Origin of the sequence: Corallococcus sp. AS-1-12 (assembly GCF_020036995.1) — a bacterium.
GTDB lineage: Bacteria > Myxococcota > Myxococcia > Myxococcales > Myxococcaceae > Corallococcus.
Genome location: NZ_JAIQDD010000015.1, coordinates 162,837 through 182,080 on the forward strand (window position 1 = coordinate 162,837; position 19,244 = coordinate 182,080).

Annotated in this window: 15 protein-coding genes and 1 pseudogene; 6 read left to right on the plus strand and 10 right to left on the minus strand. The window is 68.0% G+C overall.

The features are described from left to right. Window positions 1-12 precede the first annotated feature (12 nt). The 4 genes from K8556_RS23350 to K8556_RS23365 form a co-directional block, all read right to left on the minus strand. Entirely contained in the window at window positions 13-612 is a 600-nt protein-coding gene (locus K8556_RS23350; protein WP_223742286.1) for a hypothetical protein, read from the minus strand. An 18-nt stretch (window positions 613-630) separates the two neighbouring features. After that, on the minus strand, window positions 631-1,014 hold the full coding sequence (locus K8556_RS23355) for a hypothetical protein (RefSeq protein WP_223742287.1): 384 nt from the start codon (window positions 1,012-1,014) through the stop codon (window positions 631-633). Window positions 1,015-1,043: 29 nt separating this feature from the next. Then, the gene (locus K8556_RS23360) at window positions 1,044-1,535 is read right to left on the minus strand and encodes a hypothetical protein (RefSeq protein WP_223742288.1); all 492 of its coding nucleotides are present in this window, start codon (window positions 1,533-1,535) and stop codon (window positions 1,044-1,046) included. A gap of 288 nt (window positions 1,536-1,823) precedes the next feature. Next, window positions 1,824-2,264, minus strand: coding sequence for a hypothetical protein (locus K8556_RS23365; RefSeq protein WP_370639958.1), 441 nt, complete (start codon window positions 2,262-2,264; stop codon window positions 1,824-1,826). 179 nt (window positions 2,265-2,443) lie between these two features. On the opposite strand from K8556_RS23365, the gene K8556_RS23370 reads away from it, so the two are divergent. Both K8556_RS23370 and K8556_RS23375 read left to right on the plus strand, forming a co-directional pair. Then, a complete protein-coding gene (locus tag K8556_RS23370; protein ID WP_255652084.1) occupies window positions 2,444-3,901 on the plus strand; it encodes a hypothetical protein in 1,458 nt (485 codons plus the stop codon). A 74-nt stretch (window positions 3,902-3,975) separates the two neighbouring features. Then, complete coding sequence (locus tag K8556_RS23375; protein ID WP_223742290.1) at window positions 3,976-4,692, plus strand: Bax inhibitor-1/YccA family protein; 717 nt, start codon at window positions 3,976-3,978, stop codon at window positions 4,690-4,692. Window positions 4,693-4,746: 54 nt separating this feature from the next. Here the strand turns inward: K8556_RS23375 and K8556_RS23380 are convergent, their stop codons facing one another. Next, entirely contained in the window at window positions 4,747-5,082 is a 336-nt protein-coding gene (locus K8556_RS23380; protein ID WP_120530529.1) for a ferredoxin, read from the minus strand. A 581-nt stretch (window positions 5,083-5,663) separates the two neighbouring features. Between K8556_RS23380 and K8556_RS23385 the strand changes: the two genes are divergently transcribed. Next, window positions 5,664-8,468 (plus strand): vitamin B12-dependent ribonucleotide reductase, encoded by a 2,805-nt coding sequence (locus K8556_RS23385; RefSeq protein ID WP_223742291.1) that lies wholly within the window; start codon window positions 5,664-5,666, stop codon window positions 8,466-8,468. An 84-nt stretch (window positions 8,469-8,552) separates the two neighbouring features. On the opposite strand, the gene K8556_RS23390 is transcribed toward K8556_RS23385, so the two are convergent. Continuing rightward, window positions 8,553-10,778 carry a hypothetical protein gene (locus K8556_RS23390; RefSeq protein WP_223742305.1) on the minus strand — a complete coding sequence of 742 codons (2,226 nt, stop codon included), beginning with the start codon at window positions 10,776-10,778 and terminating at the stop codon, window positions 8,553-8,555. 1,516 nt (window positions 10,779-12,294) lie between these two features. Here K8556_RS23390 and K8556_RS39220 point away from each other — a divergent pair. Beyond that, window positions 12,295-12,423, plus strand: coding sequence for a hypothetical protein (locus tag K8556_RS39220; protein WP_255652086.1), 129 nt, complete (start codon window positions 12,295-12,297; stop codon window positions 12,421-12,423). 47 nt (window positions 12,424-12,470) lie between these two features. Here the strand turns inward: K8556_RS39220 and K8556_RS39835 are convergent. From K8556_RS39835 to K8556_RS23415, 3 genes and pseudogenes are all read right to left on the minus strand, one after another. After that, window positions 12,471-12,839: pseudogene (locus K8556_RS39835) on the minus strand (hypothetical protein); the annotation flags it as partial. A gap of 99 nt (window positions 12,840-12,938) precedes the next feature. After that, on the minus strand, window positions 12,939-14,333 hold the full coding sequence (locus tag K8556_RS23410) for an undecaprenyl-phosphate glucose phosphotransferase (RefSeq protein ID WP_223742292.1): 1,395 nt from the start codon (window positions 14,331-14,333) through the stop codon (window positions 12,939-12,941). Between the two features lie 218 nt (window positions 14,334-14,551). Then, window positions 14,552-15,682 carry a glycosyltransferase gene (locus K8556_RS23415; protein ID WP_223742293.1) on the minus strand — a complete coding sequence of 377 codons (1,131 nt, stop codon included), beginning with the start codon at window positions 15,680-15,682 and terminating at the stop codon, window positions 14,552-14,554. Between the two features lie 92 nt (window positions 15,683-15,774). Between K8556_RS23415 and K8556_RS23420 the strand changes: the two genes are divergently transcribed. Then, window positions 15,775-16,842, plus strand: coding sequence for a glycosyltransferase family 1 protein (locus K8556_RS23420; RefSeq protein ID WP_223742304.1), 1,068 nt, complete (start codon window positions 15,775-15,777; stop codon window positions 16,840-16,842). 89 nt (window positions 16,843-16,931) lie between these two features. Continuing rightward, on the plus strand, window positions 16,932-19,094 hold the full coding sequence (locus tag K8556_RS23425; RefSeq protein WP_223742294.1) for a hypothetical protein: 2,163 nt from the start codon (window positions 16,932-16,934) through the stop codon (window positions 19,092-19,094). Here K8556_RS23425 and K8556_RS23430 read toward each other — a convergent pair. Continuing rightward, window positions 19,029-19,244 (minus strand): hypothetical protein (locus tag K8556_RS23430; RefSeq protein WP_223742295.1); only part of this gene is annotated, 216 nt, incomplete at its 5' end. The genes K8556_RS23425 and K8556_RS23430 overlap by 66 nt on opposite strands.

Consider the following 19,244-nt stretch of genomic DNA (forward strand, 5'->3'; position numbering starts at 1 on the left):
CTCACGCTCCGGTCATCGGAGCGACAGCGTGTTGACGGAGGCGTCGGTCGCGCGCACGCGCACGGCCAGCCTCCTCCAGGCGGTGGACAGCTCCTCGGCCGGGATGGGGGACGCCTTGCGCCGCGCCGCCAGGCACTCGCGCCGCCAGGCCAGGCCCACGTCGCGGGCCACCCACGCCTCGTACTCCGCGAGCCAGTCCGCCAGCCGCGCGAGCCCCGCCCGCGCCGCCCTGCGCTCCGGCCCGGTGGCGGCGTCGCGCCGGACGCCCACGTCCTCCACCCGGAAGGCCGGGCCGCGCGCGTCCTCCACCCACCGGGGTACGAAGCCGTCGCGCGGCACGAAGATGGCGGCGCCGCACGACTCGCACAGCGCGCCGAAGCCCCACAGCGTGAGGCGCCCCCCGTCCAAGAGCCGCCCCTGGTACGCGCTCTGTCCCTCCACGCCCGGCGGACGCGCCTCGCGCACCAGCCCGTGCCGCAGCAGCACGTTGCCGTCCGGGCAACGCACGTCCTGGCCCAGGCACCACATGGCCACGTCGAACAGACGGTCGCCGTCGCGGCGCACGTCGCAGGGAAGCAGGGAACCGGCACTGCCAGAAGAGACCTTGGACATGGGGCGCCTCCGGGGCCGCTACGAAGCGGCCTTCTTCACGGTGGGACCCACGCGCGCGGGCACGTCGCCGAAGAGCGCCTTCGCGTCCACGGCCGTGGCGCCCGCCTTGGTGAGCAGCGCGTTGACGGCGCGCACCAGCTTGGAGCGCACGCGCGGGGACAGCGGCTTGTCCTCGCGCGCGGCATTGAGCTGCTGCTCGCTCAGGCCCCGGCCGCTGCGCGGCTTGCCCAGGCCCAGCTCCGCGTACGGCTTCTGCTGCTGCTCCTTGTCGCGGCGGCGCGTGGAGCGCTTGCGCTTGAGGACGCGGTCCTCCTCCGTGTGCGCCTCAAGCTGGCGCGAGCGGCGCAGCAACACCGCGGGGGAGATCTTCTGACTGTCGAGGAACTGCTGGAAGGTACCCATGGGGAACTCCTGAGACGGGAAAGAGGTGGCTAGTGGTCGTGGTCGTGCTCGCCCGACTCCTCGATGACGAGCGACACCGAGGACAGGGTCGAGGGACCGAAGGTGAGCGTGTGCGTGCCCACGGTGAGCGGCACGACGTAGCGGCCCTGGATGTCCGTGCAGAGCGAGGAGCTGGTGGCGCTCTCCTCGAACTCCACCGCCGCGCCGCTGCCGTTGGTGACCTTCACCGGCACCGTGGCGCTCGTGTAGAGGACGTAGTCCGTGGCCTCGGAGACGGCGAAGGACACCGCGCCGCCCTTGCCTCCGGCGACGTCCACCAGGGCGATGTCGTAGCGCGTGTGGTCGTTGCTCACGGCCGGGCCCGTGCCGCTGACGGCGGCGGTGACGGCGACGGCGGGGCCCTTCTGCAGGTGCTCACAGCCCTCCTCGTCGACGTGGGCCTCCTCTTCGTCGTTACCCCCGCAGCCGGCGGCGAGGAGGGCGGTGGACAGCAGCAGGGCGGACAGAAGCTTCTTCTTCATGGTGGGGACTCCAGGGACACGGGGGGACTGCGGGAACTCCAGCCGCGCGGGCCGCACGCGCACCGCCCCGAAAGCAGGAGCGACCGCGAAGGACCGGAGCGGGACTGGAAGGCGGGATCGCCGCACGAAGCGCGCATCCGTGCGCGTGGCCGGAGGCTCCATGCGCGCGCGGCGGATCCGTTCAGCGAACGGCGACGCGCGAACCCTGGACCTGGACTCCGGTGACCACGGCGCACCCCGGCCCACGAAGACACGGGGGGCCAGGACGGCGGGCGACGGCGGCGGAGACTAGGCGCGCGGCGGCGACGACTTGGGCGCGAGCCTCAACAGCGCGACGGGCGCCGCGTGGAAGCGGAACACCGCCAGCGCCGGGCTGGAGCGCGTGGAGACCGCGGCCATGACGGGCGCGGCCCCGGCCGGAGGCGGTGCCTCGCGGCGCAGGAAGGCGTGGTGGCAGTGGGCCTCACCACCGTGGGGCGTGGCCTTCGACACCGGCGCCCGGGCCACGCGCGCGTCGTCGAAGGAGAGCTCCTCCTCCAACGGGCCGTCGTGGGACGACGCCTCGCTCACGTGCATCACGTCCCCGTGCTCCAGGCACGTGGTGTGCTGCACGAGCGCGAAGTGGAGCACGCTGCCCACATACACCAGCACGCACATGAGCACCCACGGCAGCGCCAACAGGCGCGGCAGGGAGCGGCTCGTGCTGGGCTGGCGTCGGAGGCGGCTCACGTCCACTCGGTCTCGAAAAGCAACTGAGTTGTTTTAAGCGACCTCCCCGCCCGGTGCAAGCCGGGACGCCCTGGCCCCGGGCCGGAGGGCGAGGTGGCGGACACGGAGCGCCGCGGCGGGCCCGCGGGTTGTGGACCCACGAGCCCCTGGGGTCGTAGGTTCCGCGCGTGCACGAGCTCATGGATGTCCTGCGCAGGCAGGCACACTATTTCGGACCGGAGCTGGCGAAGACCGCCTACCAGCGCGGCCTCGCGGTGACGAAGCTGGATGGCAGCACCCAGCCCATCCCCATCACCGCCACGCCGGTCATCCTGGACGCGGAGGAGATCAAGCGCCGCTCGCTCCTGTCCGCGAAGCTGGCCTCCGCCACGATGAAGATGACGCGCGCCATCCTCGGCGGCCCGGACGCGGAGCTGCTGTTGGGCGCGCTGTCGCCGCTGGAGCGCCGCCTGGCGCTGGCCACCTGGGAGGCCAGCCGCAAGCTCGCCACCACGCGCGTGGACTACTTCGTGTCCGGAGGCCGGCCCTGGGCGCTGGAGGTGAACGCCACCATCCCGGCCATGCAGGGCTATTCGGACATCGCGGCGCGCACCTTCATCGAAGTGGTGGCGCGGCACCTGCGCTATCCGGAGAAGGCCATCCCCGCGCTGCTCACGCTCAACGGCAACAACGCGCTGGCGCTCTACCGCTCGCTGCTGGACGGCTACGCGGCCGAACGCAACGGCCAGATGCCGGACACGGTGGCGCTGCTGTGCCGCAAGAACGACGCGCAGATCACGGAGCTGCGCTGGCTGTGCGAGCGCTTCCGCGAGTTCGGCGCGGACGCGGACATCGTGCACCCGGAGGACGTGTCCGGCGACGACGCCTTCACGGTGAACGGCAAGAAGTACGACCTCGTCTATCGCCACCTCTTCGTGCGCCGGCTGGAGCAGAACCCCGCCCCCTGGGTGGAGGACTTCCTCTCCGTCGTCCCGGGCAGGAAGGCCGTGTTCCTCAACCCGCCCGCGTCGCAGGTGGAGGTGAAGACGACATTCGCGCTCCTGTCGCAGGCGGTGACGGACGAGGCGCTCGCGCGGACCGCGGGCCTCGCGCCGGAGGAGCTGGAGGCGGTGCGCGAGTCGGTGCCGTGGACGCGCCCCTTCCGCCACGGGCCCGGCGTGGGTCCGGACGGCGCGAAGGTGGACGACATCGTGGCCCGCGTGGCCCGGGAGCCCGCGAGGTTCGTGCTCAAGCGCGCGTGGGACTACGGCGGCAAGGCCGTCTTCCTCGGCCGCTCCGTGGGCACCCTGCCCTACGAGGAGCGCGTCAAGGGCGCTTACGGCGAATCCAAGACGTGGGAGGCGCTGTGCGAGCGCGCCGCGACGGACACGCAGGGCGGCGGCTTCGTGGTGCAGGAGGTGGTGGACACGCAGCCGGAGGAGCACCTGCTCTGCGGCACGAACCAGGTGCTGCCCACGTCCTTCTTCGTGGATTACTCGGCGTATGCGTCTGTTGGGCTCGCGAAGCAGCCCGCGTGGGGCGGGGTGTGCCGTGGGTCCATGTCGGAGATCGTCAACATCGTGGGTGGCGGTGGCGTGCTGCCCCTCATCACGACGGAAGTCGCTTCGAAGCTTTTGCTGGCCTGGAAGGCCCTTTAAGGCGTCCTCCAGGGGTCATCGTTAGAGAAGGGCTGGGACTGAAGCGGTCCCCGGCCCGAAAGGAAAAGAAACACATGGCGTGGGAATCTTCAGGTGGCTGGCAGGGCGGGCAGGCAGGCTCGGTGGACGACGTCCTGGTGCAGGAGTCGCAGCGCGCGTTCATGTCGCGCGTGCACGGCTGGATGTTCGCGGGCCTGGCGCTCACCGGCGTGATGGCGATGGTGACGCTGGCCAATGAGACGCTGCTCCGCATGGCGGTGCAGAACCGGATGGCGCTGTTCCTGGTGCAGCTCGGCGTGGTGTTCGGCCTGTCCATCCTGGCGCCCCGGCTGTCCGGCCCGGTGGCCGCGGTGATGTTCGCGGGCTACGCGGCGCTCACCGGCGTGACGATGTCGGTCATCTTCCTCATCTACACGGCCGGCTCCATCGGCCAGGTGTTCTTCATCACCGCCGCGACCTACGGCGCGATGGCCGTCTACGGCACCGTCACGAAGAAGGACCTGAGCAGTTGGGGCACGTTCCTCTTCATGGGGCTCATCGGCATCGTCATCGCCGGCCTGGTGAACATGTTCGTCAAGAGCAGCGCCGTGTCGTTCGTGACGGCCTGCGCGGGCGTGCTCGTGTTCGCGGGCCTCACCGCCTATGACGTGCAGAAGCTGCGCGACTATCACGCGGGCACGGGCTTCAAGAGCGCGACCGCGGTGAGCATCGTGGGCGCGCTCACCCTCTACCTGGACTTCATCAACCTGTTCCTGTCGCTGCTGCGCCTGCTGGGCAACCGCCGCGACTAGTTCCAGGGTTCAACGCGGTTCCCCAAGGGCGGGGCGCGAGGCGGGAGACCGCCTTCAGCGCTCCGCCTTCTTGTTGAAGGGCATCAGCAGCCGCTCCACGGGGCGGCCCTGCACCAGGTGCTCCTCCACGATGGTGGGCACGTCCTCCACCTTCACGCCGCCGTACCAGGTGCCCTCCGGGTAGACGACCACGGAGACGCCGAAGGCGCACGTGTCCACACAGCCCGCCGCGTTGGCGCGCATGCTGCGCTTGAGCCCGCGCTTGTCGAGCTCCTCCTTGAAGGCGGCCCGCACCTCCTCGCCTCCCTTGGTGGCGCAGCACCCCTTGGGGTGGCCGTCCGGACGGCGGTTGGTGCAGACAAAGACGTGGCGTTCGAAGGGAGGCGGCATGGTTCGCCTCCTAACGCGGCCGGGCGTCGAAATCGATGCCCCCGTTCAGCAGGCGACCGTCCAGGCCCGCCCCACCCGGCCTCTTTGTCGCGGGGGCGCTGGAGCCCTCCTACGCTCGGCGCACGGACTGGCAGCAAACATCCGTCAGTGATCACGAGCGCTTGGACAGGCGCCCTTCCCTTCCTGTCCGATTTTGCATGGCCATGGCCATACATTGCCAGCCACGGCAGCCGTTGCCACTGGGGCCGGGGTTATTAGATCAGCCTTGGACGCAGATCAGAGCACCTCGGAATGCCTACCAAATGAAGTGTGTAAGAGGCGCCCTGACACTAGGTATAGGGGAGCAGGGGATGTTGACGGACCCCCCCAGCGATCATATGGATCCGCCCGCCCGGCGGGTGGGCAGTCAGGCCCGGGCCCGGATTCCAGCGGGGGGCCCGCTGGCTTCTGCCCATCCCGGACCATCCCAACGCGGCTGTCCCCGTGCCTGGAAGTGATCATCGGATCCCCTGGGATCTCGCGGCGTTGGCGATTTTGCAAACTTTGCATCAGCACTCTCAGTGAATCTGGAGGCGGGCGTCATGGAGAAGGAACTGAGTGGGAAGCCGGTGGTGGGAGGCAAGGAGTCGCGGCGCGGTGGCCGTGCGAAGGGCAAGGCGGCGACGGCCTCCACGGGGCTGACGGTGGAGCGCTTCTTCACGACGCCCGGGGTGGATCCGGCGGACGAGCTGGCGTGGGAGTACCGCAGCGCGAGCATCAAGGGCGAGGACGGCAAGGTCGTCTTCGATCAGAAGGACATCGAGGTCCCGAAGTCCTGGTCGATGCTGGCGACGAACGTCGTGGCGTCGAAGTACTTCCGGGGCACGCCCGGCACGCCCGAGCGTGAGACGAGCGTGCGCAAGCTGGTGGCGCGCGTGGTGGACACCCTCACCCGCTGGGGTGAGCAGGGGCACTACTTCGCTTCGGCGGTGGACCGCGAGGCGTTCCACGCGGAGCTGACGCACCTGCTGCTGCGTCAGAAGGCGGCGTTCAACTCGCCCGTCTGGTTCAACGTGGGCGTGGAGGAGCACCCGCAGTGTTCGGCGTGCTTCATCAACAGCGTGGACGACAACATGGAGTCCATCCTCGGGCTGGCGCGCACGGAGGGGATGCTCTTCAAGTACGGCAGCGGCACGGGCTCCAACCTGTCCTCCATCCGCGGCAGCAAGGAGCTGCTGGCAGGCGGCGGCACGGCGTCCGGCCCGGTGTCGTTCATGCGCGGCTTCGACGCGTTCGCGGGCGTCATCAAGAGCGGCGGCAAGACGCGGCGCGCGGCGAAGATGGTCATCCTCAACGCCGAGCACCCGGACATCCTCGAGTTCATCCGCTGCAAGTCGAACGAGGAGAAGAAGGCCTGGGCGCTGATTGAAGCGGGCTACGACCCGTCCTTCAACGGCGAGGCCTACGGGTCGGTGTTCTTCCAGAACTCCAACAACTCCGTGCGCGTCACCGACGACTTCATGAAGGCGGTGGTGAACGACGGCCCGTGGCAGACGCGCGCGGTGCGCGACGGCCAGGTGATGGAGACCTACAAGGCCCGTGAGCTGTTCCGCGAGATCGCGGAGGCGGCGCACCTGTGCGGCGACCCGGGCCTCCAGTACGACACCACGGTGAACGCGTGGCACACGTGCTCCGGCACGGCGCGCATCAACGCGTCCAACCCCTGCTCCGAGTACATGTTCCTGGATGACTCGGCCTGCAACCTGGCGTCGCTGAACCTGATGCACTTCCGCACGCTGGAGGGTGGCTTCGACGTGGCCGCCTTCAAGCACGCGGTGGACGTGGTGCTGCTGGCGCAGGAGATCATCGTCGGCTTCAGCCGCTACCCCACCGAGCGCATCGCGAAGAACAGCCACGACTACCGTCCGCTGGGCCTGGGCTACGCGAACCTGGGCGCGCTGCTGATGGCGTCCGGCCTGCCGTATGACTCCCCTGCCGGCCGCAACCTGGCGGGGGCGATCACGTCGCTCATGTGCGGCGAGGCGTACGCGATGAGCGCGCGCATCGCGGAGCGGCAGGGCGCGTTCGCGGGCTACGGAAACAACGCGGAGCCCATGCTCGGCGTCCTCCGCAAGCACCGCAAGGCGGCGTACCAGTTGCCGGTGGTGGGGGTCAGCGAGGAGCTGCACGCGGCGCAGAAGGAGGCGTGGGACGACGCGCTGGCGCGCGGCACGGAGCACGGCTACCGCAACAGCCAGGTGACGGTGCTGGCGCCCACGGGGACCATCGGCTTCATGATGGACTGCGACACCACGGGCATCGAGCCGGACATCGCGCTCATCAAGTACAAGAAGCTGGTGGGCGGCGGCATGCTGAAGATCGTCAACCAGACGGTGCCGCTGGCGCTGGAGAAGCTGGGCTACCCGCAGACGCAGGCGCAGGACATCATCGCGTACCTGGACAAGCACGACACCATCGAGGGCGCTCCGCACCTGAAGCCGGAGCACCTGCCGGTGTTCGACTGCGCGTTCAAGCCGTCGAAGGGCCAGCGCAGCATCCACTGGATGGGCCACATCGAGATGATGGCCGCGGCGCAGCCGTTCCTCTCCGGCGCCATCTCCAAGACGGTGAACCTGCCGAACGACGCCACGGTGGAGGACATCGAGAAGGCGTACATCGAGGCGTGGCGCAGCGGCCTGAAGGCCGTCGCCGTGTACCGCGACGGGTGCAAGCGCACGCAGCCGCTCAACACGTCGCAGGACAAGGCCCCGGAGGCGAAGCGCGTGGTGGCGGAGCCCGCCCCCGCCGTGACGCCCGAGCCCAAGGCGCTGCGCCGCCGGCTGCCGGACGAGCGGCAGTCCATCACGCACAAGTTCTCCATCGGCGGCCACGAGGGCTACCTGACGGTGGGCATGTACGAGGACGGCAAGCCGGGCGAGCTCTTCGTCGTCATGGCGAAAGAGGGCTCGGTGGTGAGCGGCCTGATGGACAGCTTCGCGACCAGCGTGTCGCTGGCGCTCCAGTACGGCGTGCCGCTCCAGGTGCTGGCGGACAAGTTCTGCCACACCCGCTACGAGCCGAGCGGCTTCACGGGCAACCCGGCCATCCCCATCGCGAAGTCCATCACGGACTACATCTTCCGGTGGCTGTCGCTGAAGTTCCTGCCCACGGAGCCCTGCGCGGACGACGTGGAGGTGACGCCGGTGGAGGAGGCCCGTCCGGAGCCGATGACGCAGGCGGCGGTGCCGGCCCAGGTGGGGACGCTGCAGTTGTCCGCGATGAACTCGCGCAGCACGTACCTGAACCAGGCGGACGCCCCGCCCTGCCACCAGTGCGGCGCCATCACCGTGCGCAGCGGCGCCTGCTACAAGTGCACGAACTGCGGCACGACGACGGGGTGCAGTTGAGGCGCGGCCGTGAGGTGACGTGAAAAAGGGCTCCGGAGCTTTTCGGCTCCGGAGCCCTTCGTGTTTCAGGGGGCCCTTCGAGCCTCAGGGAAAACGGTGGAGGCGGGTGCAGATCTCCACGGCCCGGTCCGCGATGCGGCCCAGCTCCTCCAGCATGGAGACCTCCAGGGGCGCGGGGCCGTGCTCGGCGACGAAGAAGGCCACGGGCTGGCCTCGCGAGTGCAGCGGGAAGACGAGCAGGTGGGACTCGGACTCGCCGCAGAGCGCGGAGAAGATGGCCTCGTCCTGGGGGACCTGCGGGGCGCTGAAGACGCTGGGGCTGGGGCCGTTGAGCGCGGAGGTGAAGAGGGACGGCGTGTCCAGGTCCACCTTGAGGGCGGTGACCTCCGGACGGTCGCTGCCCGGGCCCCAGGCACGGCCCACGCGCGCGAGCCCGAAGCTGTCCCCCAGGAGGAACGCCCGGCGGAAGCGGCCCGCGCTGTAGGCCAGCAGCACCTTGCCGACCATGCCCTGCGAGTCCGCGGTGTCGAGCGCGGAGAGGACCTGTTCGGCGGTGACGGCAGGACCGTCCACCGGCGTGTCGGTGGACGCGCTGGCGGCGGCGAGCAGGGCCTGGGCGGGGTCGACCTGCGCGGCGGCCTGCGGCTGCCACGGCTGCTGCATGAACTCCCACGCGGAGGCCAGGGCCACGCCGTCCTCGGAGACCGCGGGCGCGGCGGCGGGGACGTCCAGGTCCACGACGCGGTCCGCCCAGGTGGTCTCCGCGCTGTGGCCCACGGCGCCCTCCCCTTCCCCACCGCCGTGCCAGCCCACGAACTCCCACGTGGAGGCGAGCTGCATGGGCTCCTCGGTGGAGGTGGGCAGGTCGTCGAGAGAGATGGGCGTCCGGTCGCGGACGGGCGCCGGGGGAGCGACCACGAGGCGCGGCTTCGGCAGGGCCACGGGGTCCTCGGAGCTGGGGGCTTCCGCCTGCGGGGCCGAGGGTTCGGGCGAGGGGGATGCTTCCGAGGGAGAGACGAGGGCGACGTCGAACTCCGGGGGGACTTCGGCCTTGTGCTCCTCGGAGGGCGCGGAGCTCACGGCGTCGGACTTCGGTGCGGCGGCGACCTGCCAGGACTCGGCTTCCGGTGACGCGGAGGGCTTCGGCGAGTCTCCCGCCAGGCTGAACTCGAGCGCGTCTGCTTCGGCGTCCGGTGCGGCGGGGGTGGCAATGACAGACGCTTCCGGTGCCTCCGCCTCACGTGAAGGCTCCGTGGAGACGGGCTCCGCCTTCGAGGCTTCGATGGCGACCGGCGCTTCCGGAGCGGCCTTGAGCTCCGTCGCATCCAACAGCCCGCCATCCTTCGGCGCGTCAGCGGCGGCGACGGGTTCCCGCGCGCCAACCGAGGCTGCGTCGAGCGCGGCATCCAAGACAGTTTCCGCCTGGGGAATGGGCTGGGGCTCCTGAGACGCGGCGGACATCACGTCCTCGACGTCGAGGATGTCCGCGGCTTCGGGGGCTGGGGCCTCATGCGGCGCAGCGGAAACCACGTCTTCCACATCGAGGATGTCCGCGGCTTCGGCGGCCGGGGTCTCATGCGGTTTCGCGGACATCACGTCGTCGACATCGAGGACGTCCGCGGCTTCGGGGGCTGGGGCCTCATGCGGCGCAGCGGAAACCACGTCTTCCACATCGAGGATGTCCGCAGCTTCGGCGGCTGGGGCCTCGTGCGGCTCGGCGGACATCGCGGCGTCGACGTCGAGGACGTTCGCGGCTTCGGCGGCCGGGGCCTCATGCGGCTTCGCGGAGATCACGTCGTCGACGTCGAGGACGTTCGCGGCTTCGGCAGCCGGGGCCTCATGCGGCTTCGCGGAGATCACGTCGTCGACGTCGAGGACGTCCGCGGCTTCGGCGGCTGGGGCCTCGTGCGGCTCCGCGGACATCATGTCGTCGACGTCGAGGACGTCCGCGACGGGCGTTTCCGCGGAGACGGCTTCCACGTCTTCGAAGATGTCGTCGTCGGAGAGATCATCCCCGGTCAGGACCGCTGCGGGCTCTGGCGCCTTCTCGGGGGCGGCTGCGGCAGGTGCGGCGTCGAGCGGCTCGGCAGCCGGACTGACGTCGGCGTCGACGAAAAGCTCTGCGTCCAATACCAGCTCGGACAACGACGAACTGGTGGTGTCGGCCTTCGCCTTCAACGGCGCATCCGCGACATCCGACGCCACCGGCTTCGCGGAAGAGGCATCCGCGAATGCATCCCCCCACTCGCCTCCGAGGTCCGGCACCGAGTCACTGGCTGCCGGGGCATCCACGACGATGGCTCGGCTCACTCCGGATGGACGCCGAGCCGCTGGAGACTGCGAGCCAGTGGAAGACAGGTCCACGACAGGAGTTGAGGCACCCGCCACGTCCCGGGCAATCCCTGCCAGCACAGCATCCGCGGGGAAAGCCTCAACCGATTGCACGTTGTCCGGAGCGAGGCCGACAGTGGCACTCGCGGCCCCAGACACGCCTTGAGGCGCGATGGCCGGCACGGTGCCTTGAGAGGCATTCGCGGCCCCAGACGAACCTTGAGGCGCGATGGCCGGCACGGGGCCTTGAGAAGCATTCGCGGCCCCAGTCAGACCTTGCGCCACTACGGGCGGCGCGCTCGCGGGGGCAGCATTCGGCAGGCCAGCCATCCCTGGAGCCGTCGAGGACGACAGGCTTCCGGGCGGCACAGGTGTAGTGCCCTGGGACACCGCGACCGGGGTCCCCGACGGAGGCACGGCGACAGGGCCCGGAGCGACTGGACGAGACACCGGAGCGCCGGGAGGCGGCATGGCGGCCCCCGGTGCGCCAGCGGCAATCGCAGGCACGGCCCCCGATGGAGGCCCCTGCCGCGGAGGCGCACCCGGAGGAAGAGGCTGGCCACCCGCGCCGACAGGACGTCCCTGCATGGCGTTCGGCGGCACGGCGCCCGGAGGTCCCATCGGACGCGCACCCGGAGGAGCTCCGACGCCGGGAACCCCAGGCGCGGTCGGAGGCCGCTGTCCCGGAGGAACAGGCCCCGCGCCGCCTGGAGTCATCATCACCGGAGCGGACGTACCCGGAGGGGGCCGAGGCGCCGCTCCCGGAGGCATGCCCGGAACGCCTGGTGGAGGCCCGGCCCGAACCATGCCCGGAGGCATCGCTGCGCCCGGAGGCCCCACTGGTCGCGGTGCCGGTGCACCTGGAGCGGCGGGACGCATGCCCGGAGGCGGAGTCTTCTGCACGGCGGGGATCCCCGTCCCAGAAGGCCGAACCGCAGGAGGCACGGGACCAGCTCGCCCGAGCATCCCGGGAGGCTGCGCTCCCGGCGGAGGCGCCGCACGCGGAGGCATTCCGGCTCCAGTAGGAAGCCCTCCCGAAGCCATCGGCGCAGCCCCAGGCGGAACCGCCCCAGCCGCCATTCCCACCGGCGCAGCCCCCGGCGGAACCGCCCCAGCCGCCACACCCATCGGCGTGCCCGCAGCCGAAGGCACTCCCGGGGCCATCGCCACCGGCCCACCGGCCGGCATCCCGGGAGCCGCGGACGGAAGCCCGCCCGCCGCCCCCAGCCGGGACACCATCCCCGGAGGCTGTGGCGCCAGCCGAGGCGGCGCGACCGGTGGACTCCCAGGCCGGGCCATCTCGATGACCGGCGGAGCACGCACCGGCTCGCCCATCACGATGTCCGGGAGCTCCTCGCCGACGATGGCCGCGTCCGCGATGTCCGCGTCGGACTCCTGATCCTCCGAGTCATCGCTGAGGAACTGTCCCGGCGCGAGCCCGCCGAACATCCCCGCGACCTCCGGCTCCGCGCGCACGGGCGCGGGCGGAGGCGGCATGGCCGGCGGCGGCACGACCACCGGCGCCGCCATGGACACCGGCGCCACCGCCGCCACGGACATCGAGCGGCGCGCGGGCAACGGAATGGCCGGCTTCAACGGGCGCGTCGGCCGGTCGATGCCGTAGCGCAGGTTCAGGTAGTGGAACAGCCGCAGCTCCGGCACCACGTACGGGACGATGCGCATCCCCGTGATGAACCCGAGCGCATCCGTGGTCTGCAGGTCCAGCGGGTTGGTCAGCGCGACCTTCAGCCGCCGGCCCTCCACCGCGAGCGGGAACGCCTGGTGCTTCTCCGCCTGGTCCGCCGTGAGCAGCTTCAGCGTCGCCTCGGTGACGGCGTCGAAGTCCGCCTCCATCGCGACGGGCAGCCGGGACAGCTCCCCCAGCACCATGCCCACCGTCTCGATGTCCAGGAACCCCAGCTCCACCAGCCGGGAGCCCAACCGGCCTCCGTGCACGAGCTGCGCGCTCATGCCCTGGTCGAGCTGCGCCTGCGTCAGGAGGCCCTTGCGGACCAGCGTCAATCCCAGCTTGTCGCCCATGTCGGCCCGCAGTCTAGACGGCTTCGCGGTGCCAATGAGAGGGTGCGCACGAATACGACCTGCGCACCCGTCCTGCTCGCCTGGCCGGTGGCGCCCGGCTCAGTACGCGTTCTTCGACAGGAAGCCGCCCAGCGCGGTGCGCAGGAGGATCTTCAGGTCCATCAGGAGCGACCAGTTCTCGATGTAGTACAGGTCGTACTCGATGCGCTTCTGGATGGAAGTCTGGCCGCGCAGTCCGTTGATCTGCGCCCAGCCGGTGATGCCGGCCTTCACCTTGTGGCGCAGGTGGTAGCGCGGAATCTGGCGCTTGAACTCCTCGATGAAGACGGGCCGCTCCGGGCGCGGGCCCACGAGGCTCATGTCGCCCCGGAGCACGTTGAAGAACTGGGGCAGCTCATCCAGCGAGTACTTGCGCAAGAACGTCCCCACCGGCGTGCGGCGAGCGTCCACCGCGCTGGCCATGGTGGCGCCCTGGGCCTCCGCGTCCACACGCATGGTGCGGAACTTGAGGATGTGGAAGGTCCGCCCGTCCATGCCCATCCGCTCCTGGCGGTAGAGGATGGGGCCCTTGCTGCTGAGGCGCACCAGCAGCGCGGTGAGCACCATCAGCGGCGCGCTGACGGCGATGGCCACCAGCGAGAAGAGCACGTCGAACACCCGCTTGGCCACGCGGCTCCAGCCGTCCATGGGGTCGCCCTGGAGGCTGATGATGGGCAGGCCGCCGAACTCCTCCAGGCCGCCGTACAGGGTGATGTACTGGTACAGGTCCGGCACCACCTTGACGTCCACGGTGCGCAGCGCCAGTTGCTCCATCAGCGGCTTCACCCGCGCCTGGTCCTCCAGCGGCACGGCGATGATGACCTGATCCACCGGGTGGGCATCCAGGTAGGCCTCCACCTCGCCCACGTGCCCCACCACGCGCACGCCGCCCACCCACTGGCCGACCTTCTCCTCCTTCAGCGACAGGACGCCCGTCACGCGGAAGCCCAGCTCGCGGTGGCTCTCCACCGTCTCGATGGTGCGCAGCCCCAGCTCCTCCTCGCCGATGACGAGGATGGACTTGAGGTTGTAGCCGCGCCGGCGCACCTCGCTGAGCAGGTGGCGCATGACCATGCGCGACAGCGCGATGAGCGTGAAGGCGTAGACGACGAAGATGGCCAGCGTGAGGCGCGAGTAGCGCTCGCGGATGAAGTACGTCACCGCCACCAGCACGAGCGTCGCGGTGATGGTGGCCTTGAAGAGCTCGAACAGCTCCCCCATGTGCGAGCGCGCGCGGTTGGTCGCGTACAGCCGCGCCCGCTGGAACGTCATCGGGAAGATGACCAGCACCATCACCAGGGAGACGAACGTCTCGGCCGGGGGCGGGATGCCCTCGGTGATGGGGAACACGCCGCTGAAGCGGGTGAAGTACGCGAGCACGAACGCCACCGCGAGCATCCCCGCGTCGGCGGCGACCTTGATGGACGTGTAGAAGCGCTGCAGGCGACCGAACACCGCGATGACTCCTGATGGGGGACGAGGACCGTCCGTCGGATGCAAGACACGCACCCTGGGCCCCGGGAGCCCTCAAGCCCCCAGGCGCCTCCCCCGGCGCGGCGTCCTACCACGGGTTTTTCCGTGAAACCAAGGGGTTGCACCGCAGGGCAGCGGACACCCTCCGACACGCCTGGCAGGCAGGCCTCGGGAAACTGGGGACGGCGCGGACAGCGCTGTCACACCGCTGGGGAGGACGGGGGCAGGCGCAGCAGGGCCTCGACCTCCGCCTGGATGGCCTGCTGGAAGCGGGCGCGGCTGAAGCGCTCGGCCTGGGCGCGGGCGTCCTTCGGGCGGAAGGACGGCTCCCAGGCGTCGAACTGGCGCACGGCGGCGGCGAGGGACGCGGGGGTCTGCTCCGGGAAGAAGAGGCCCGTCTTCGAGGTGACGGTCTCCAGGGCGCCGCCCTTGCCGAAGGCGATGACGGGGCGGCCGGTGGCCTGGGCCTCCAGGGGGGTGATGCCGAAGTCCTCCTCGGGGGTGAAGAGGAGCGCGCGGGCGTCGCGGTAGAGGGCGGGGAGCGCGCTGTCCGGCACGTTGCCGAGGAACCGGATGTGGGGCGGGAGCGGCCCGGAGGTGAGGCGCGAGGCCTCCTGCCCGGTGCCCACGACCCACAGCGGGGTGTCCAGGGTGCGGAAGGCCTCCAGGGCGACGTCCAGGCGCTTGTAGGGGGCGAAGGCGCCGAGCCACAGGAAGTAGCCGCCCTGCCCTCCCCCTTCGAGCGGCACCTGGGTGAAGCGCTCGAGCTCCACGGGAGGCGGGACGACGGAGGCGTCGCGGTCCCAGAAGCGGCGGATCTTCCCGGCGATGTGGCGGGAGTTGGCGACGATGCGGTCCACGCGCTGGGTGGAGGTGCGGTCCCAGTGCTGGAGGTAGGGGCGCACGGCGAGGGCGGCGGCGCGCACGGGGAGGCGGGCGCGTCCGGGGCCGAAGTACTCGTCGAACAGGTCCCACATGTACCGCATGGGCGCGTGGACGTAGCTCAGGTGGGGCACGCCGGCAGGCGCGTGGATGCCCTTGGCGACGCAGTGGCTGGAGGACAGGACGAGGTCGTAGTCGCCGGTGATGCGCAGCGCTTCGATGGCGCGGGGGAACAGCGGCAGGAAGTGCCGGTAGCGCGAGTGGATGCCGGGGATGTGCTGGAGGAACGACGTGGTGATGCGCCGATCCTCGATGCGCGGGGACTGGCTGCCCGGCTGGTGGATGAGGGTGTAGAGGTCCGCGGAGGGGAACAGCTCGCAGAGGGCGTCGAGGACGCGTTCTCCGCCGCGGTGGGTGACGAGCCAGTCGTGGACGAGGGCGACCTTCACGGGAGGGCCTTCTAGCACTGGCGCGGCGGTGCGGGGGCGAGCCAGCGTGTGGTAGGCCAGGGAGCGTGCCTTCTGTCCTGCTCGACTTGAGAATGGTGCGCGGTCAGCTCCACGGCATCGCGAGGTACGCGCTGGAGCTGGCGCGCCGGCTGCCCGCCCTGGCCCCGGACCTGGAGTTCTCCGCGCTGGTGCCGGCGAAGGGCCTGCCGGACGACCTGGGCGAGCTGATGCCAAGGATTCCGCTGCACCGCTCCAGGGCCGGCTACCTGTCCCCGACAGAGCAGCCGCTGCTGGCGTACGAGCTGACGAAGCTGAAGCCGGACCTGTTCCACGCGACATCGTTCTCGTTGCCGCTGTTCTGGCCGGGAAGGTTGGTGGCCACGTTGCATGACGCGAACCACCTGGCGCTGGCGGACCAGTACACGCCGGTGCAGGCCATCTATTACAAGGCCGTGGTGGGACCGCGGGCGCGGTTGGCGACCGCGCTGATCACCGTGTCTGACTTCTCCCGGGAGGAGCTGGGGAAGTACCTGAAGATGTCGCCGTACCGGTTCCAGGTGATCCACAACGGGGTGGATGAGCGGTTCCAGCCGCCCACGGCGAGCGAAGCGAAGGCGTTCCGGGAGCGGCATGAACTGCCGGAGCGGTACATCGCGGTCGTGGGCAACGCGAAACCGTTCAAGAACCTGGCGATGCTGGGCAAGTTCGCGCCGGAACTGCCGGTGCCCCTGGTGCTGCTCGCGGGCAAGGGCGCGGTGGCGCACGAAGTGGGGCTGCACGAGAACGTCATCGACCTGGAGCAACTGCCTGAGTCGGAGATGCCACTGTTCTACGGGGCCGCCACTGCGCTGCTCCTGCCGTCGAAGTACGAGGGATTTGGGTTGCCTGCACTGGAGGCCATGGCGTCCGGGTGCCCTGTCATCGCGGCGGACACGACGGCATTGCCAGAAGTTGTGGGCAACGCAGCAATTCGACTCTCTCCGTTCGACTCAAATTCATGGCGCGAGGCAGCTCTACGAGTTTTGAGAGACGACGAAATGCGTCGCCAATTGATAAAGCTTGGCCGAGAGAGGGCTAGCCGCTTCATATGGAGCGAATGCGCACAGCAGACACTAGGTGTTTACCGTCGTGCGGTTGCGCAACCAAGGAGTGGTCGTTGAACCAACACAATGACATCTATCATCCAATTTTCATCACATGCGCACCACTCTAACTTTGAAGCATCCAGGTCTCCTCCGCCGAGAACTCCATGCCTAACAATCCGCCCGCCGATTTCTCACGCATTTCTCCACATGGTGGCGCACAAACCGCAGCGTTTGAGGAATTCTGCTCACAACTGGCGCGCCACGCCGACATCCCCAATGGGAGCGTGTATCAGCGAAATGGTCATGGCGCCGACTTAGGAGTCGAATGTATTTGGCATCTGCCGGATGGCACCAAATGGGGATGGCAGGCCAAATTCGTTTTCGATCTTGACGCACTCAAATCTCAAGTTAACGAATCGTTCGAATCGGCCCTGAAGGGCCATCCAAATCTTACTCACTACTACATTTGCTTCCCTTTTCAACCCTCGGCAGCACCAGGAAAAGGAAAAAGTCAGCAAGAAAAACTAGAGAAATACAAATCAACCTGGGAGTCAACAGCAGAAAAGCAGGGCCGAAAAGTTACGATCACATTCTGGCCAGCCTCAGAACTCACAGACCGACTAATCAATATCGATACAAACGGCGGCCGTCGTCTCTTTTGGTTTGAGAATACAGCATTAACACCAGCATGGTTTAAACAGCACATTTCCAATGCACTGAAGTTTGCCGAGCCGCGCTACACGCCGAAGCTCACAGTTAAGCACGCTCTATCTCCCATCCTTGATGCGCTAGGATCAACGCCACGATGGGACCTGCGGCTTTCCGAATGGCGAATTGCCCTAAACAATCGCCGAGAGAGTTGGGAACAGTCACTAGCCCTAGCATCAGCCACAGCATTGCCGGAGTTCCCAGAAACATTGCTGCCCTCAGGCAGATTGCTTCAGCGCAAAATTGACCAAATTATTGTGGAGTGCTCCGCTGAACTTCGCAGCCCTCGCTGGGAGGAACTACGCCGTTTCACTTCTGAAGCGCGCGCTGCGCAACTACCACTACAAGACGGCTTAAGAACCGCGCTTGATGCCACTCATGGTGATGGAGCATCGCAATCGAAGCGATTTCGCCAGTTTCAGGCAGAATACCAAGCCAGATTCCCCGCACAGCACTACGACTCACTACAGGAACTCAGCAACACACTATTAGCTTTCACCCAATGGCTGGACTCAGTCGAAGTTAAAGCAAATTCAGAAAATCTGCTTCTCATAACCGGAGCAGCCGGGATTGGCAAGACCCACAGTCTTTGCGACGTCGCAGCTACGCGTAGCGACTCCAACTTCTTCTCAATTTTACTATTCGGAGATCGATTTCGCTCTGGAATGCTCTGGGATCAAATACGCCTACAACTTGGCCTCGGAGGAAACTGGTCTGAGGATGCGCTTTTTGACGCATTGGAAACAGCAGCCGAAGCGACCGGGCGTCCACTGATCATCTTCATCGACGCAATAAACGAATCCCAGCCTCGCACGTTCTGGCGCTCAGAACTAGGCGCCTTAATTCAAAACATCAACAAACGACAAAATCTACGCCTCTGCATCACATGCCGATCTGACTACGCAACAAAAATAATCAGCCATTCACTAAAAATCCCTAGCTTCAACCATCCAGGATTCGCGGGATACGAATTCAACGCTTGCCAATCATTTTTCACGCATTACAAGCTCGAACCTCCAATCGGGCCCCTCTTCGATTCGGAGTTCTCGAACCCGCTATTTCTCAAGCTTACCTGCGAAGCTCTACGAGCGCGCAACCTGAGGCGCCTGCCTACCGGCTGGTCAGGCTTTCGAACTATCTTCCGCACAATACTTGAGCAGCACGATCGCGATTGGCAGACCGCAACAGAATCACTCGTACACAATGCAATTACCCGCACAATGGAGTCACTCGCCGCCGAACTAGCGCGCCGGTCACGCAGAAGCATTTCACTAACGGAGGCTTCGGCCTTAATCTCCACAATCGGGATAGATGCAGATTCCATACTAAAGAGGCTACTGGAGAATCACTTACTCATGCGAGTGCCTGCGCCTGTCAGCAACGACAACAGTCTCTTGAGCGAGACACAGGACGAGATCGCATTCGCCTACGAACGCCTTGGAGACCATCTACAAGTCCAGGCAACTCTTCGCAGAACTACCCATGAACCACTATCACCAGAAATAGTTCAACTGGCTTTGTCCGAACCAGGATACGCGGCATCCGCTTCCGGTTTAGCCGCCGCTCCCGAGAGAAGCCTCACGCTTCCGTCGTTCGCGCTCTCGGCGCTGCTGGCGTGAGCGGGCCGTCACCTCGGCGATGAGCAGGATGCGCTCCTCCAGTTGCTCCAACGTCACGCCCCGGCTCATCATCGCATGCGACAGCAGCAACGGGGCGCAGCGAGTCAATGCCAGCACCAGCGCGAGCCGCCCCGTCGCCTGCTCCTGGCC

Bases quoted from the DNA above. Each gene is read 5' to 3' on its own strand.
- K8556_RS23350 (WP_223742286.1), bottom strand. From the start codon at position 612: ATGTCCAAGGTCTCTTCTGGCAGTGCCGGTTCCCTGCTTCCCTGCGAC.
- K8556_RS23355 (WP_223742287.1), bottom strand. From the start codon at position 1,014: ATGGGTACCTTCCAGCAGTTCCTCGACAGTCAGAAGATCTCCCCCGCG.
- K8556_RS23360 (WP_223742288.1), bottom strand. From the start codon at position 1,535: ATGAAGAAGAAGCTTCTGTCCGCCCTGCTGCTGTCCACCGCCCTCCTC.
- K8556_RS23370 (WP_255652084.1), top strand. From the start codon at position 2,444: ATGGATGTCCTGCGCAGGCAGGCACACTATTTCGGACCGGAGCTGGCG.
- K8556_RS23375 (WP_223742290.1), top strand. From the start codon at position 3,976: ATGGCGTGGGAATCTTCAGGTGGCTGGCAGGGCGGGCAGGCAGGCTCG.
- K8556_RS23380 (WP_120530529.1), bottom strand. From the start codon at position 5,082: ATGCCGCCTCCCTTCGAACGCCACGTCTTTGTCTGCACCAACCGCCGT.
- K8556_RS23385 (WP_223742291.1), top strand. From the start codon at position 5,664: ATGGAGAAGGAACTGAGTGGGAAGCCGGTGGTGGGAGGCAAGGAGTCG.
- K8556_RS39220 (WP_255652086.1), top strand. From the start codon at position 12,295: ATGGCCGGCGGCGGCACGACCACCGGCGCCGCCATGGACACCGGCGCC.
- K8556_RS23420 (WP_223742304.1), top strand. From the start codon at position 15,775: ATGGTGCGCGGTCAGCTCCACGGCATCGCGAGGTACGCGCTGGAGCTG.
- K8556_RS23425 (WP_223742294.1), top strand. From the start codon at position 16,932: ATGCCTAACAATCCGCCCGCCGATTTCTCACGCATTTCTCCACATGGT.